At 36.5% G+C, this 15,724-nt stretch carries 15 protein-coding genes; 8 read left to right on the plus strand and 7 right to left on the minus strand.

All coding sequences use genetic code 11. The features are described 5' to 3' along the window. Positions 1–82: 82 nt before the first annotated feature. Positions 83–502: a GspH/FimT family protein gene (locus tag MZO21_RS02860; protein WP_248102098.1), complete on the minus strand. Its 420-nt coding sequence runs from the start codon at positions 500–502 to the stop codon at positions 83–85. Between the two features lie 474 nt (positions 503–976). Between MZO21_RS02860 and omp38 the strand changes: the two genes are divergently transcribed. Together omp38 and MZO21_RS02870 are read left to right on the plus strand one after the other, a co-directional pair. Then, the gene (gene omp38, locus MZO21_RS02865; RefSeq protein ID WP_248102095.1) at positions 977–2,020 is read left to right on the plus strand and encodes an outer membrane protein Omp38; all 1,044 of its coding nucleotides are present in this window, start codon (positions 977–979) and stop codon (positions 2,018–2,020) included. Positions 2,021–2,141: 121 nt separating this feature from the next. Then, complete coding sequence (locus MZO21_RS02870) at positions 2,142–2,603, plus strand: OmpA family protein (RefSeq protein ID WP_248102092.1); 462 nt, start codon at positions 2,142–2,144, stop codon at positions 2,601–2,603. Positions 2,604–2,677: 74 nt separating this feature from the next. Here MZO21_RS02870 and MZO21_RS02875 read toward each other — a convergent pair whose 3' ends face one another. From MZO21_RS02875 to MZO21_RS02885, 3 genes are all read right to left on the minus strand, one after another. Beyond that, positions 2,678–4,147 (minus strand): amino acid permease, encoded by a 1,470-nt coding sequence (locus MZO21_RS02875; RefSeq protein WP_248102089.1) that lies wholly within the window; start codon positions 4,145–4,147, stop codon positions 2,678–2,680. A 9-nt stretch (positions 4,148–4,156) separates the two neighbouring features. Further along, a complete protein-coding gene (locus MZO21_RS02880) occupies positions 4,157–5,182 on the minus strand; it encodes a class I SAM-dependent methyltransferase (RefSeq protein WP_248102087.1) in 1,026 nt (341 codons plus the stop codon). 63 nt (positions 5,183–5,245) lie between these two features. Continuing rightward, the gene (locus tag MZO21_RS02885) at positions 5,246–6,616 is read right to left on the minus strand and encodes a uracil-xanthine permease family protein (protein WP_248102083.1); all 1,371 of its coding nucleotides are present in this window, start codon (positions 6,614–6,616) and stop codon (positions 5,246–5,248) included. Between the two features lie 174 nt (positions 6,617–6,790). On the opposite strand from MZO21_RS02885, the gene typA reads away from it, so the two are divergent. Together typA and mscL are read left to right on the plus strand one after the other, a co-directional pair. Continuing rightward, the gene (typA, locus tag MZO21_RS02890; RefSeq protein ID WP_154772688.1) at positions 6,791–8,629 is read left to right on the plus strand and encodes a translational GTPase TypA; all 1,839 of its coding nucleotides are present in this window, start codon (positions 6,791–6,793) and stop codon (positions 8,627–8,629) included. A gap of 154 nt (positions 8,630–8,783) precedes the next feature. Further along, positions 8,784–9,218, plus strand: coding sequence for a large conductance mechanosensitive channel protein MscL (gene mscL, locus MZO21_RS02895; RefSeq protein ID WP_154772689.1), 435 nt, complete (start codon positions 8,784–8,786; stop codon positions 9,216–9,218). Positions 9,219–9,351: 133 nt separating this feature from the next. Here the strand turns inward: mscL and MZO21_RS02900 are convergent, their stop codons facing one another. Together MZO21_RS02900 and mutM are read right to left on the minus strand one after the other, a co-directional pair. Then, positions 9,352–9,636 carry a peptidylprolyl isomerase gene (locus tag MZO21_RS02900; protein ID WP_154772690.1) on the minus strand — a complete coding sequence of 95 codons (285 nt, stop codon included), beginning with the start codon at positions 9,634–9,636 and terminating at the stop codon, positions 9,352–9,354. Further along, on the minus strand, positions 9,633–10,472 hold the full coding sequence (gene mutM / locus MZO21_RS02905) for a bifunctional DNA-formamidopyrimidine glycosylase/DNA-(apurinic or apyrimidinic site) lyase (RefSeq protein WP_248102080.1): 840 nt from the start codon (positions 10,470–10,472) through the stop codon (positions 9,633–9,635). Before mutM ends, MZO21_RS02900 begins: the two co-directional genes overlap by 4 nt. Before the next feature lie 379 nt (positions 10,473–10,851). Between mutM and MZO21_RS02910 the strand changes: the two genes are divergently transcribed. The 4 genes from MZO21_RS02910 (at position 10,852) to MZO21_RS02925 (ending at position 14,675) form a co-directional block, all read left to right on the plus strand. After that, positions 10,852–12,111 carry a carbohydrate porin gene (locus MZO21_RS02910; protein ID WP_248102079.1) on the plus strand — a complete coding sequence of 420 codons (1,260 nt, stop codon included), beginning with the start codon at positions 10,852–10,854 and terminating at the stop codon, positions 12,109–12,111. Between the two features lie 104 nt (positions 12,112–12,215). Beyond that, positions 12,216–13,325: an NADH:flavin oxidoreductase/NADH oxidase gene (locus tag MZO21_RS02915; protein ID WP_248102075.1), complete on the plus strand. Its 1,110-nt coding sequence runs from the start codon at positions 12,216–12,218 to the stop codon at positions 13,323–13,325. An 80-nt stretch (positions 13,326–13,405) separates the two neighbouring features. Next, positions 13,406–14,338: an AEC family transporter gene (locus MZO21_RS02920; protein ID WP_248102070.1), complete on the plus strand. Its 933-nt coding sequence runs from the start codon at positions 13,406–13,408 to the stop codon at positions 14,336–14,338. 91 nt (positions 14,339–14,429) lie between these two features. After that, complete coding sequence (locus MZO21_RS02925) at positions 14,430–14,675, plus strand: hypothetical protein (protein ID WP_248102067.1); 246 nt, start codon at positions 14,430–14,432, stop codon at positions 14,673–14,675. A 101-nt stretch (positions 14,676–14,776) separates the two neighbouring features. Here the strand turns inward: MZO21_RS02925 and MZO21_RS02930 are convergent, their stop codons facing one another. Next, entirely contained in the window at positions 14,777–15,580 is an 804-nt protein-coding gene (locus MZO21_RS02930; RefSeq protein ID WP_248102064.1) for a tetratricopeptide repeat protein, read from the minus strand. Between the last annotated feature and the right edge of the window lie 144 nt (positions 15,581–15,724).

Raw genomic sequence — 15,724 nt, forward strand, 5'->3', positions numbered from 1 at the left:
AATATTTTTCAGTTTTAAGCAGTATATAAAAAAAAGTTGATGAATAAAGTTAAAAACAACAGATCCTTTGGACTAATGAGTTCTAACAATTTTTACTATCCTCTATTCGAATATGTCCCATTTTGCTCAAAACAATGCGCTTATTGGATAAATTGTGAAAAGAGCAATAGAAGAAACTTCCGTTAGAGCCTATTGGTAATCCATCATGTTTTGCCATAAAAGTTATATGAGGAGATGAAAGCGTTCCGCGCCAATCTAAAGTGCCGTACTTCAGTTTGGTTTTTTCATACAAGATAATTTTTTCATTCGAATCAACTTGCTTGTTTTGATTCGTATCTTGAAAAATTAACAGACCAGTACGCCACTGTGCTTTTTGACATTGCTCACCATTATCTGTCGAGCAAATAACAACATTGGCTCTATATGTTGAAGCATGACTTTTTGCAGTTAAATTACTATAACTCAGTAATTTTTTAACTTTTTTTATTTCTTCTTGCGCCATATATTGATGGAAATAAGGAATAGTATAGAAATAGATAATCGAAATTATTATGGAGCAAATTACAATCTCTATTAGAGAGAATCCTGAATATTTTTTATAAAACATAATGTTATAAGACTTTTTGGTAATAGGGTAAATGATTGTTTAATATTAAAGCTTTGTTTTTTAATGTTTTTTTTGTTAAAATAATTGTTACTTAAATTTTAATAAAAATGTTAGAATTAAAGACAAGTGAAAATAAGCGATTTGCGCGTATAATTGGATAAATAATTACCGAATTACAACGGAAATTGTAAGTAATTTTGTCATAATTTGTTCGATTTACTAATTCAAGCACTTGGAAAACGTGAAAAGTGTTTGTATGATGCACGTGAATAGCTTAAAAAAACAACTGGGGTATAAAAGCCTATCTCAGGATAGATATAATTTAGGCTTAAACTTGAAAACAATTGTTTATCTCTGGAGGATAAATCCATGAAAATGAGTCGTATTGCACTAGCTATGCTTGTTGCTGCTCCGTTAGCCGCTGCAAATGCAGGCGTAACTGTTACTCCATTAATGCTTGGTTACACATTCCAAGATACTAAAAACAACAACGGTAAAGATCATTTAAGCGACGCTTCTGGTGCTGATTTAAAAGATGATTTATTCGCTGGTGCAGCTGTTGGTGTTGAATTAACTCCATGGTTAAACTTTGAAGTTGAATATAATCAAGTTAAAGGTGACCTTGAAGGTAGCGCTAACGTTGTAAATGGCGAATACAAACAAACTCAAATCAACGGTAACTTCATTGTTACTTCTGACTTGATCACTAAGAACTACGACAGCAAGTTCAAGCCTTATGTATTAGCGGGTGCTGGTCACTACAAATACAAATTCTCAGGTGTTGATGCTGCTGACTTAGGTCGTTCGGATCTTAAAGAAGAAGGTACTTTAGCTAATGCTGGTATCGGTGCATTCTATCGTTTAAATGACGTTTTATCTCTTCGTACAGAAGCTCGTGGTACTTATAACTTCGACGAATCTTTCTGGAACTATACAGCTTTGGCTGGTCTTAACGTAGTTTTAGGCGGTCACTTGAAGCCAGCTGCGCCTGTTGTTGATGTAGCTCCAGTTGCTCCAGTTGCTCCAGTTGCTCCACAAGAGTTAACTGAAGACCTAAGCATGGAACTTCGTGTTTTCTTTGATACAAACAAATCAAACATCAAAGATCAATACAAGCCAGAAATTGCTAAAGTTGCTGAAAAGTTAGTTGAATATCCAAACGCTACTGCAAACATCGAAGGTCACACAGATAACACTGGTCCACGTGCATTAAACGAACGTTTATCTCTAGCTCGTGCTAACTCTGTTAAAACTTCTCTTGTAAACGAATACAACGTAGATCCAGCTCGTTTGTCTACTCAAGGTTTCGCTTGGGATCAACCGATTGCTGACAACAAAACTAAAGAAGGTCGTGCTATGAACCGTCGTGTATTCGCGACTATTTCTGGCAGCCGTACTGTAACAGCTGAATAATCTGTTAAAGTAAAAAAAACGACTCTTCGGAGTCGTTTTTTTTTGGAAAATTTGTAAAGTTGTAAAAGTATGTTATATTTTTTTTGGTTATTAATTAATCAACTAAAAGTAGAGTATTAATATGAATAAGAAAATATTAGCTGTAATTGTAAGTAGTGCTTTTTTTGTGGGGTGTGCTACAACTTCAGGAAATAAAAATACTACGGATGAAAAAGCAGAAGTACAAAATGCTTTAACAGAATTAAAAAATGGGGTTTCTATTCATTTTGCAAACAACTCAAGTCAAATTGATCCTCAATATCAACCTTATCTTTTATCAGCTGCTAAAGGTTTAGCGCAAAGTCCAGATTTTAAACTTAAAATTGATGGGCATACCGATGGTTCTGGTACTAAGGCAGTAAATCAAAAATTGTCACTTGCACGTGCAAATTCTGTTGCAACAGTATTAGTTACAGAACACAGTGTTAACTCAGATCAGTTAATCACAGAAGGTTTTGGTTCAACACAACCGATTGCTTCAAATTCGACAGCAGAAGGGCGTGCAACAAATCGTCGAGCAACAGTAACCTTAGTGACACCTTAAATAACGTTTATTATTTTAGATAAAATCACAGACATAAAAAAACAGCCAATTGGCTGTTTTTTTATGTTCAAGGATTATTCACGATCTAAATTGGCTGGTTGAACATCCATCTCGTTATATGGAACAAGTTTCGTTTTATATTTCCATTTATAACCAAACCAAATAGCAAGGAATAGTGGAATACTAATATAAGTAGAAAGTAAGCCTAACCAATCAATTTTACCGCCAATAAGTGCTTCATAGTTTTGTCCAAGAATAATAATTGAACATAAAATGAAAGCAAACCAAGGTGCAAATGGGAAGAATTTTGCTTTATAAGCTAAGTCATCTAACTTGTAACCTTGAGCAAGGTAGCCTTTACGGAAACGGTAATGTGAAATCGCAATACCTAACCATACAATAAAGCCACACATACCTGACATGTTAAGAAGCCAGTTAAATACGGCTTGCTCACCAATGAAAGTCGTCAAGAAACATAGCGCTGCTACAGCAGTTGTTGCGTAAAGTGCATTCATTGGAACGCCACGTAAATCTAATTTTGCAAATAGTTTAGGTGCTCGTCCTTCACGTGCCATACTAAATAGCATACGTGTAGATGAATACATGCCAGAGTTACCAGCTGAAAGAATTGCCGTTAAAATTACAGCATTCATTAAGCTTGCAGCAAAAGCAAAACCAGCTTGTTCATATAGCAGTGTAAATGGTGAAAGTGCAATATCTTCGCTTGCAGCAGCTTGTAATAAACGTGGATCATCATAAGCAACTAAAGTACCGATAATGAAAATACACACGATATAAAACAATAAGATTCGCCAAAAAATTTGTTTAATGGCAACAGGAATCGTCTTTTTCGGATTCTTAGATTCACCTGCGGCAACACCAACCATCTCTGTTCCTTGGAACGAGAATCCGGCAATCATTGCAACACCAATCAGTGCTTGAAAGCCGCCAACAAAAGGTGCATCGCCTTTAGTCCAGTTAGTAAAAGTGCTCATACCCGGTGTCATCATGATTTTTGCAATCATGGCGATACCAATAATAATAAATACAATAATTGCTAGAACTTTAATGAGGGAGAAGAAAAACTCACTTTCGCCAAATCCTTTGACAGTAAGTGCATTAATTCCAAAAAGAATAGCAAGGAAGATAGCACTCCAGTAAAAACCGGGAATGTCTGGAAACCAGAACTTCATAATAAATTGGACAGCAACCAATTCAAAAGCAACGGTAATTGCCCAGTTGTACCAATAGTTCCAACCTAAGGCAAAACCAAAACCACCTTCAACGTATTTAGTACCATAAGTAAAAAATGCGCCAGCAGTAGGGTTGTGCGTTGCTAATTCACCAAGGCTTGTCATTAAAAAGTAAATCATAATGCCAATAAGACCATAAGCAAGCAAAGCACCGCCTGGTCCTGCATTGGCAATAGTTGCACCAGATGCTAAAAATAAGCCTGTACCAATAGAACCACCAATGGCGATCATATTCAGATGGCGTGCACTAAGCTTGCGCTTTAGTTGCTGTGTTTGACCTGTTTCGCTCATTGAATTTCCTTATGATTTTTTTTGAGTGTTAGCGAATAACACTTTAAAGCCTTGTTGGTCGGCTTTTGTTGTACATTGACCAAAATTCTGTTCAATCAATATTGGGTAGTTTAAGAAGCGGTTTGCAACCACCCATAATTCTCCACCAGATTTAAGATGACGACGTGCAGTTTTACATAAGTTTTCACTGGCATTGTAGTCTGTCTTAATTCCTTGGTGAAAAGGAGGGTTACTTACAATAGCATGTAAGAAGAGAGGTGCATCCTCAATTCCTGTAACAGCTTTTACTTCAAGTTGTTCAGTGACTAAATTGTTTTTAGCAAAAGTCATACGTGTAGATTCAAGTGCAAAAGCATCTACATCCATCGCAAAAATACGATTTTTAGGATTAAGTTTTGCTAAATAAGCACTAATTACACCTGCACCACATCCAAAATCAGCAATTTTCCCTGAGGTTACTTGAGATAAATATGGAAGTAGAACAGCAGTACCAATATCTAAGCTTTTTTGACTAAATACGCCTGGGAGAGCGCAAATAGTTAAATCACCATTTGGTGTTGGTACTTTATATTCTTGAGCCCAATCTGCCAATGATTTTGCGATAACTGACTTTTCAACTGTCATTTGCCACATTTGGCAATGACGTGCGCTATCAAGTTTTAATGCAGAACCAAAAGGAAGTAATTGTTTTGCTGCGCGCTCAACACCACCTTTTTTCTCACCAACTAAGAAAATAGATGCACCAGCATTTAAACGGCTTACCACATTATGTAAAACATAATTGAGTAATTCTTTAGATTTTGGTACGAAAACAATTGCTTGATCGAACGTACTTTCTGGGAGATCAACACCAAAATGAACGTTGGCTTGTTGATTTTGAAAGTATTGGAATTCGTTAAAGTTCCAAGTCCAAACAATCGGCTCGATATCTTTATCTAAATTCGAAAGCAAATCATCTGTGGGAGCGTTAACTAATAATATGCGACCAGAAAGATATTCATGCTGTCGAATGACAACTTCACTTCTTGGATCCATTTTGTCTCTCCATCGAACAATTATGCCCAGACAATGCTGGGCATAGTTGATACTGAAATGAAATTATTTCTTCGTTTCAGGAAGAATAATGTTTAATAACAAGGCTGCAATACCACCTGTTGCAACACCAGAACTGAAGATGTTGCGGAATAATTCAGGAAGATGCTCTAAAATTTGTGGAACTTGAGCAACACCTAAACCAAGCGCTAAAGAGATTGCAATAATAAGTAGTGCGCGACGGTCTAAGTGAACACCTGATAAAATATTAATACCAGATGCTGCTACTGCGCCAAACATCACCATAACAGCACCGCCAAGTACAGCTTGAGGTACAGCTTGAATAATGCCTGCAACAGCAGGGAATAAACCTAATAATATTAATAATACCGCAATCCAGATACCAACATAGCGGCTAGCAACACCGGTTAACTGAATTACACCATTATTTTGTGCAAATACAGAACTTGGGAATGTGTTGAAAATACCCGCTAGGAAAGAGTTTGCACCATTTACAAGTACACCGCCTTTAATGCGTTCCATCCATTTAGGACCATCTACAGCTTGGTTAGATAGTTTAGATGTCGCGGTGATGTCACCAATTGCTTCTAATGAAGTAACAATATAAATAAATGCCATTGGAATGAATAAGCTCCAAGAGAAGCTTAAACCAAAATGCATAGGTGTAGGAATTTGAACTAAAGGTGCATCTTTTAAACCATCAAAGTTTAAATGTCCCATAAAGCCTGCAAGAATATAACCAACAACTAATGCGATTAAAATTGCCGAACTTTTTACCCAAGTCACACGAATACGGTTCAAAATAATAATGAGGGCAAGAACTGTACAAGACATAATAAGGTTGTCAGCATTTGCGAAAGTTTTATCGCCCATTGCCTGATAACCACCGCCCATACTAATTAAGCCTTCTTTAATAAGCGTTAAGCCAATAAGAAGAACAACAATACCTGTCACTAATGGTGTAATCAGTTTTTTTACCCAAGGTAAAATTTGGGACACACCCATTTCAATGAATGAGCCCGCAATTACAACACCAAAAATAGCAGCCATAACAGATTCAACAGGCGTGCCTGCTGCAACCATTGCAGAACCAATACCAATAATTGGACCGATAAAGTTAAAACTTGTACCTTGAACAATGAGCAAACCTGCGCCAAACGGGCCAACTTTTTTACATTGAAGGAAGGTTGCAATCCCTGAAATTACCAAAGACATCGATAAAATCATGTTGGTATCTTCTTTTGAAACTCCTAAAGCCAAACAAATAAGTAGGCCAGGGGTCACAATTGGGACAATAATTGCAAGAAGATGTTGGAAAGCGGCAAGAAAAGCGATGAATGGTTTAGGTCGATCATTTAGACCGTAGACTAAATCGAGTTGATCTTTTTGATCAGGAGAATGATTTAAATCGGACATGAATCAAGGCAAATAGTGGCAAGATGGCGCTATTCTAATCGAGATAGACCGCATATCAAAACCAAATAACGATGGAATGTTAAAAAAAATCGGTAATGTCAATAAACTGTCACTATAAAAACTGAATATTTTTCTGTATAATTTGCCCTCAAATTACATATGCATTGAATTTACATGTCAGATATTAAAACTCTCCGTAACATCGCCATTATTGCGCACGTCGATCATGGTAAAACCACTCTTGTAGACAAACTTTTACAACAATCAGGTGCTCTTGGTGATCGCGCAGGCGAGATCGAACGTGTGATGGATTCGGGCGCTATTGAAAGTGAACGTGGTATTACCATTCTTGCAAAAAACACTGCAATTAAATGGACTGATGCACGTACAAACACTGAATATCGTATTAACATCGTAGATACCCCAGGACACGCCGACTTCGGTGGTGAGGTTGAACGTGTAATGTCGATGGTAGATTGCGTACTTCTTCTTGTAGACTCTCAAGAAGGTCCAATGCCACAAACTCGTTTCGTAACGCAAAAAGCGTTCGCACGTGGTTTAAAACCAATCGTAATTATTAACAAAGTAGACAAGCCAAGCGCGCGTCCAGACTGGGTTATTGACCAAGTATTCGATTTATTTGATAACCTAGGCGGTACTGACGAACAGTTAGACTTCCCAGTTGTATATGCATCAGGTTTACGTGGTGTAGCGGGTCCTTCTCCAGAAGAATTAGCTGAAGATATGACTCCATTGTTCCAAACAATTGTAGACATCGTTGAACCACCTGCTGTTGACGTTGATGGTCCATTCCAAATGCAAGTGTCTTCACTTGACTATAACAGCTTCGTTGGTGTTATCGGTGTTGGTCGTATCCAGCGCGGTTCAGTTAAATTGAATACTCAAGTAACTGTTATCGATAAAGATGGTAAAACACGTAACGGCCGTATCTTAAAAATCATGGGTTACCATGGTCTTGACCGTGTAGACGTTGAAGAAGCATCTGCAGGCGATATCGTTTGTGTAACAGGTATTGATGCGCTTAATATTTCTGACACAATTTGTGATCCGAAAGCAGTTGAAGCACTTCCAGCACTTTCTGTAGATGAACCTACAGTGACAATGACATTCCAAGTAAACAACTCACCGTTTGCTGGTAAAGAAGGTAAATTCGTAACTTCACGTAACATCCGTGAACGTCTTGACCGCGAATTAATTCACAACGTAGCACTTCGTGTTGAAGATACTGATAGTCCAGACCGTTTCAAAGTTTCTGGTCGTGGTGAACTTCACCTTTCAGTTCTTATTGAAAACATGCGTCGTGAAGGCTTCGAAATGGGCGTATCTCGTCCACAAGTAATCTTGAAAGAAGTTGATGGCGAAAAACAAGAGCCGTACGAAAACGTTACTTTTGACGTTGAAGAACAGCATCAAGGTTCTGTAATGGAGCAAATGGGTCACCGTAAAGGCGAAATGACAAATATGGAAGTTGACGGTAAAGGCCGTATCCGTATTGAAGCAACTGTTCCTTCACGTGGCTTAATTGGTTTCCGTTCAGAATTCCTTACTATGACTTCTGGTACTGGTATCATGACGTCAAGCTTCTCGCATTACGGTCCTATGAAACAAGGCACTGTTGCGAAACGTCAAAACGGTGTGTTGATTTCTATGGTTCAAGGTACTTGCCTTGGCTATGCGTTATTTACACTTCAAGACCGTGGTCGTCTATTCGCTAAACCTCAGTTAGAAGTTTACGAAGGTATGATTATTGGTATTAACTCACGTTCTGACGACATGACAGTTAACCCAACTAAAGCAAAACAGTTAACAAACGTACGCGCGTCTGGTACTGATGAAGCGTTAACGTTAGTTCCTGCAATTGAATACACGCTTGAACAAGCGCTTGAATTCATTGAAGATGATGAGTTAGTTGAAGTAACACCTAAGTCAATTCGTATTCGTAAGCGTCACTTGACTGAGAACGAACGTAAACGTAACCGTTCTGGTAAATAATTTTACTTTTTAAGTAATTTAAAAAACCGCTAACGCATGTTGGCGGTTTTTTTTGTTAAAAAATAACTAAATCCAAGGAAATTGCACGGAAATAATTTAATCAATAATGTATGCTTAATCACATTAAATTTGATAACAAAAAATTGGAGAACACATGAGCGTTATTCAAGAATTCAAAGAATTTGCTGTAAAAGGCAATGTTATGGATTTGGCCGTTGGTGTAATTATTGGTGGTGCATTTGGTAAAATTATTGATTCAGCAGTTGCTGATTTATTAATGCCATTAATTACTTGGATTTTGGGTGGCGATGTTGATTACTCAAATTGGTTCTTAGTGTTGGGTGATAATCCAAATAGTATTACGAATTTAGCTGCTGCAAAAGAAGCGGGTTTGAATGTATTTGCTTATGGTAACTTTCTCACAATTTTAATTAACTTTATCTTATTGGCTTGGGTTGTATTTTGGTTGGTTAAGTTAATGAATAAAATGCGCCGTGAAAAAGCGGCAGAAGAGCCAGCTCCAACTGCTACACCTGAAGATATTGAATTACTTCGTGAAATTCGTGATGAATTAAAACGTAAAGGTTAATTCATTCAAAATAAAAACGGTGCGAAATGCACCGTTTTTTTATTTTCAGCCTGATGAGAGATGAGTAGCATTACTTCTAGAGATTTACCTCTCCCTAACCCTCTCCTAAAAGGAGAGGGGATCTTAAAGGAACTTAAAAATCCATACGGAATTTAATCTCTAATAAATGCCAACCAAACTGGCTTTTAATAGGACCATGTAATTCACGTTCAGCTAAAGTGAATACAGCCTTGTCAATTGGAGCAACTAATTGCCCTTTTTTGATATCGCCTAATTCACCACCTTTTTTAGCCGATGGACAAGTTGAATGTTGCTTTGCAATTTTTGCAAAATCTGCACCATCTTTAATTTTTTTCTTGAGCTGTTCTGCAAGTTCTTTATCTTTCACTAAAATGTGGCGAGCAATTGCGCTTTTCATTTTTTACCTCGTGGAATCTGTTTTACTTTCTTTAATGGCTGACATTGTGGGCAAAATGCACTTGCTCGTTGTCCTAGCTTAATGTTTTCTAGAGTGGTTTCGCAGTTCACACACATTTCACCAACGCGCCCATACGCTAAAAGCGTTTGTTGGAAATAACCATTTTCGCCCATTGCATTGCTAAAATCACGTAAGGTTGAACCGCCTAAATCTATAGCTTGTTTCAAAATTCGCTTAATTTCAATCACAAGCTTTTCAATTTGAACTTTGCTCAGCGATGATGCAGGTTGTGCAGGATGAATACCTAAATTGAATAAGCTTTCCGTTGCATAAATATTGCCAACGCCAACAACAACATGGTTGTCCATAATGGCAACTTTAATTGCGGTACTTTTCGACTTTAATTTATTTGCTAAATAATCTGCATTGAAGACATCGCTTAAAGGTTCTGGCCCTAGCGTATCAATGAGTTTAGTTTGGGATTGGTCATCTAACCAAAGAATGCAACCAAAACGACGCGGATCGTGATAACGAAGTTCCATATCTTCAAATTGAATAATGAGGTGGTCGTGTTTGCGTAATTCTTCAGTGGTTTCACAAATACGGAAACTTCCTGACATACCCAAATGCCAAAGCATAGAGTCTTGTTCAAACTCCGCCAAAATATATTTGGAACGTCTAGAGAGTTTAATGAGTTTTTGCCCAATTAACTTTTGAATATCATTTGGAATTGGCCATCTTAAACTCGATTGATGAACAGTCACTTGAATAACTTTTTCATTCAAAAGAGGCAATAAGCTGGTTTTGGTGGTTTCAACTTCAGGTAATTCAGGCATCTGACATTAAATATATGAGGATGTGACTAATATCGGGTTATCGCTTTCAGATTACAAGCCTAAATTAAAAATGACTGAAGATAAGTGAATGTAAGTACTTAAATAATAAAAATAAAGAGTAAATTTTAGATGCTGTAAATTTATTTATTAAAAATGCTTAATCGTTAACAAAGATAAGTTTTAATTTTAAGTTACTGAAATATATGTAAATTAATAATTTTATGAAAATTAATTTAGTCTTTTAATCAATTGTATAAATAAAAGTATGCAGACTAATAAAAATAAAGCTGAGCAAAAAATAGAAAAATTAGGTAGTTTTCACGTGAAATTTACAAAGAAAGTCTTTTGTAACAGGTATTTATCCTACTAGGTTCCCATTATGAAGAAAATTAGTTTAGCAATTTTGCCAACTGTTTTAATGACAGTTATGTCTCAGGCTCACTCAGAAGATGCTTTTGATTCGAAAGGTCAATATATGCTTGGGGATTGGTCGGGTAAGCGTACTGAGCTTGCACAACAAGGTGTTAAGTTTGAAGCGAATATTGCAACAGACACAGCTTATTTAGCAAATGGTGGACGCAATGAACATGCTGATCCTACTACTGCAGGTCAATTGTGGTTAGGCACAGCTTTAGATATGGAAAAGCTTGCAGGATGGAACGGTGTAACTGTTCGTGCGGTAATGACCGCACGTCAAGGTAAAAGTACTTCAGTAGATGATATTTCAGGCGAAGTTCCACAAATGGCAAACGTTCAAGGTACTTATGGACGTGGTAACCAAAAAAGTCGTTTAAGTGAATTATCTGTTGAAAAGAATTTTAAAGATCAAGGTTTAAGTATTAAAGCTGGTCGTTTAGGTCTAGGCATGGACTTTAACGTAATGGCGTGTGATTTTGCTAATACTGCATTTTGTGCTGCGCAAATGGGTAAATGGCAGGGCGGCATTTGGATGAATACACCTGTTTCACAGTGGGGTTTACGTGTAAAACAACAATTAACCACTGACGTTGCCGTTCAAGTGGGTGTTTATGAATTTAACCCTGAAAATGCGAAAGAACGTCATGGTTGGAATTTAGATACAAAGAATGCCGATGGTGTGACTATTCCTGTAGAAGTAATCTGGCAGCCAAAATCATTGGTGAATGGTTTAGCAGGTAGTTACCGTTTAGGCGCAATGTATAACACAGCGGATAATCCTGAAAACCAAAAAGATATTCAAACAGGCGCACCTGAAGACCGTACATTTGCAGGTTGGTTGGCTGTAGAACAGCAATTAACATCTACAGGTTCTGGCAAACAAGGTTTACATGGTTTTGCAAACTTTACATGGCATGATCGCACAACAAATAAAGTAGATAACACACAACAAATTGGTTTGAAATATGTAGGTTTATCTACTGCATTGCCAAATGACTATATTGGTTTGGCTGTAAACCGCGTACACGTAAATAATCGTCTTTCAAGTGTGAAAGAACCATTTAATGCAAGCGCTGAATATAATGTTGAGTTGAACTATAGCTACAATCCAACAAAATGGTTGATGTTAAGACCAAACTTACAATATGTGATTAATCCAGGTTCTACAAATAATGTAGATGATGCATTTGTATTGGGTTTAAGCACTAAAGTTGTTTTCTAAGTTATAAAATAATCTAAAAATAAACAGGTTCTTCGGAGCCTGTTTTTGTTTTTCTAAGCTAGAATAAAATTTGAAAAATGAATGATTAAAATGAGGGGATTTTAGTGTCTTTGTTATTTCAGCCAATTCAATTTGGAACACTTAACCTAAGCAATAAAATTATTATTGCACCGATGTGTCAATATTCTGCAACTTCAGATGCAGAGGTGACATTTTGGCATGAGCAACAATGGGCAAAATATGCATTATCGGGTGCAGGTTTAACCATTGTAGAAGCAACGGCTGTACAAGCTGAAGGACGTATTAGCCATGCAGATTTAGGTTTGTGGAACGATACTCAAGCTGAAAAAATGAAATTGGCATTGAATAAAATAAAAGCAATTTCACCTATGCCATTTGCTATTCAATTGGCGCATGCAGGGCGAAAAGCATCTACAGATTATCCTTGGACTGGAAAAGGGCAGTTACACCCGCAGGATACTTTAGGGTGGCAAACAGTTTCTGCAAGTGAGTTAGCTTTTAATGAAACAGATACAGCGCCACATGCACTAACAACGCATGAAATTGAAAAACTCATTCAAGATTTTGCAGATGCAGCAAAACGGGCAGTAGATGTTGGTTTCGATTTAATAGAATTACATGCTGCACATGGCTATTTATTGCATCAATTTTTATCGCCTATTTCAAATAAACGTACAGATGAATATGGCGGGAGTTTCGAAAACCGTATTCGTTTGACGCTAGAAGTATTTCAAGCCATTAAAAATGCTGTTCCACAAGATTATCCTGTTGGTATTCGTATTTCTGCAACCGATTGGATGGATGGCGTAGAAAGTTGGAATGTGGAATCTTCAGTTGAATTATCTAAAGCTTTAGAAGCATTAGGTGCTGTATATATTCATGTTTCAAGTGGCGGATTAGATGCCAAACAAAACATCGATATTCACAGTTGCTACCAAGTTCCATTTGCACATGCGATTAAAAAAGCGGTGAACATTCCTGTGATTGCTGTAGGTTTAATTGAAGAGCCAATGCAGGCAGAAGGAGTGCTACAATATGAACAAGCAGATGCTATTGGCATTGCACGCGGTATTTTGTATCAACCGAATTGGCCGTGGCAAGCAGCCGCAGAGTTGGGTGCAAAAATAGCAGTATCGCCACAATATTTACGTTGCCACCCACATGGTTTAAAAGATTTATTTACATCATTTTAAGTTGAATTACTTTTAAAAAGAGAGCAGATTAAAAATCTGCTCTTCTTTTTTTGAAGTGATTTTAATAGGACACTTTTTTCATGATTATGACGATAATTGGACCAATTTTCTTACTTTTAGCGCTTGGCTATTTGTCTGTAAAGTTGAACTTATTATCTAAACTGCAAATTGCTGCGGTGGGTGCTTTTGTTATAAAAATCGCTTTGCCTGCTTTGTTGTTACAGTCTTTGGCAGCCAAAGATTTACATGAAATTTGGTTTCCTGAATATTTTGCAGTTTATGGCGGTACAACTTTTATATTATATGTTGCTGCTTTTTATATTCTTGCGCATTATTTTAAAAATCCTAAAGCAGATATAGCCATCTTGTCATTAGGTGCATCTATGTCTAATACAGGCTTAATTGGTGCAGCGGTGCTTACACTTTTAATGGGTCAAAAAGCGATGACCTATATTTCCCTTGTGGTTATTATTGAAAGTGTATTTTTAATTCCTGCTGTGTTGGTTTTGGCAGAGCTGAATTCTAAAAATTCGAAGTCTGTGAATGTTTCTAAAATTATAAAAAATACAGTTTTAACTTTAGTAAAAAATCCTTTATTTATGGCGGTTGTGTTCGGAATACTATTTTCGGCATTACACATTGAAATTCCACATCAAATAAACCAAGTTTTGTTAATGCTTGGGCAAACTGCATCTCCATTGGCTTTATTTGCAATTGGTGGAGGCATAGTAGGCTTGAGCTTAAAATATGTGAATGCGCAAAGTATGTATTTGGTTATTTCAAATAATCTAATTTTTCCACTTTTGGTATTTTTAGGCTTAACTTATCTTACAAATGTAAGCCAAGAAATGGTGTATGCAGGAACTATTATCGCATCGCTCCCTATGCCAACAATATTTGCAATGCTCGGGCAGGCTTATGGTTTAAGTGAAAAAACCTTAACACCGTTACTTATGAGTACCATTGTTGGATTTATCGTGATGAGTATTTTAATTGCTATGTGGTGGGCATAAATATAGTTTTTGCACTTAGATGATCGTGCAAAGTGAATGCTTTCGGTTAAACTTAGCGTTGTTTATAAAAGTAAAGAAGTGAGTTTTTAAGATGTTTATCAAAGGTATTAAACGCAATTACGATAAAATTAATGCCGATGAAAGTATTGCAGATGAAGACAAAATTGATGCTTTACTTAAAGCCTTAGGTAAAGATTATCTAGTAAGTTCTGAAGATCGTGTTTATGTATTTCAAAAAGACGACTTAACTGTAAAATTTGATGCAAAACATGCACGTGCATATCACTTTAAAGATTATGTTGTGAAAGATATGAATAAACTATTTCATGGTTTTTAATTTATATTTATACGTAAATTTCATGAATCAAAAATCCCTTAAGTTATTGCTAGCTTAAAGGATTTTCTTATTTAAGTTGAACTGTATTTACTTTATTCAACTTAACCTTTTTTAGCTGTAGAAGCTGGCGCTTTCGCTTGTTGAGCCATTAAGTTTGTTACGGCATCTAAAGCTTCTTTTGCGTGCGGAACATTTTTCTCTGCAAGCATTCCAAAGATTTTTTTCGCTTCTGGTAAGTTTTGTTTAACCAATTTACCTGTTGCTAAAATATTACCTACTTCCATAAGTGCAGGAACATAACCTTTTTGTGCAAGTGCTTGAATGCTGTCTAAGCCTGCTTTAACACTCGCATCTTTTTTCTCTTTCATGCCTGTGTTGATGTCATACAAAGCACGAAGATGAACCGCTTGAGGATTGCCTTTTTTCACAAGTGGATCTAAAAGTTTAAGTGCTTTCTTTGTTGATGCATCTTTGTTTTCACCAAGATAAAGTGCAGCTAAATCTACATTTGCCTCTTCAATACCTTGTTTTGCAGCTTTCTCTAAATAGTTTATTGCTGTTTTTTGGTCTGGCTTAACACCTAAACCACCTGAAATATAAGTTTTACCTAAAAGGTAGTTTGCCGTTGGATAGCCTTTATCTGCAGATTGTTTGAATAGTTCAAGCGCTTTAGCATCATTTTTAGTTGTGCCTTGACCTGCTTGAGTTAAAAAACCAAGATCATAAATCGCTTGTGCATTACCTGTTTGGGCAAGTTTGTCTAATTCTTTATATGCTTCATTAAAGTTTTTTGCTTTTACTAAAGTTTCAATTTTTGCAAAAGCAGGGTCAACTTGTGGAGCGTTGTCTGCTAGTGCAAATTGAGAAGAAACTGCGATTAAACTTGCTAGAAGTATTTTTTTCATAAAATTAAAAACCTTAAATTAACGATAAATATTCAAGCTAAGTATTTAATATAAAAGATGGTATAGCGTTGAAATATATATTAAGAGTAAAAAATTATTCAGTTTGCGAATAACTTTAGGAATATCTACCAAGTTAAATTAATG

Origin of the sequence: Acinetobacter portensis, assembly GCF_023158935.1 — a bacterium.
GTDB lineage: Bacteria > Pseudomonadota > Gammaproteobacteria > Pseudomonadales > Moraxellaceae > Acinetobacter > Acinetobacter faecalis.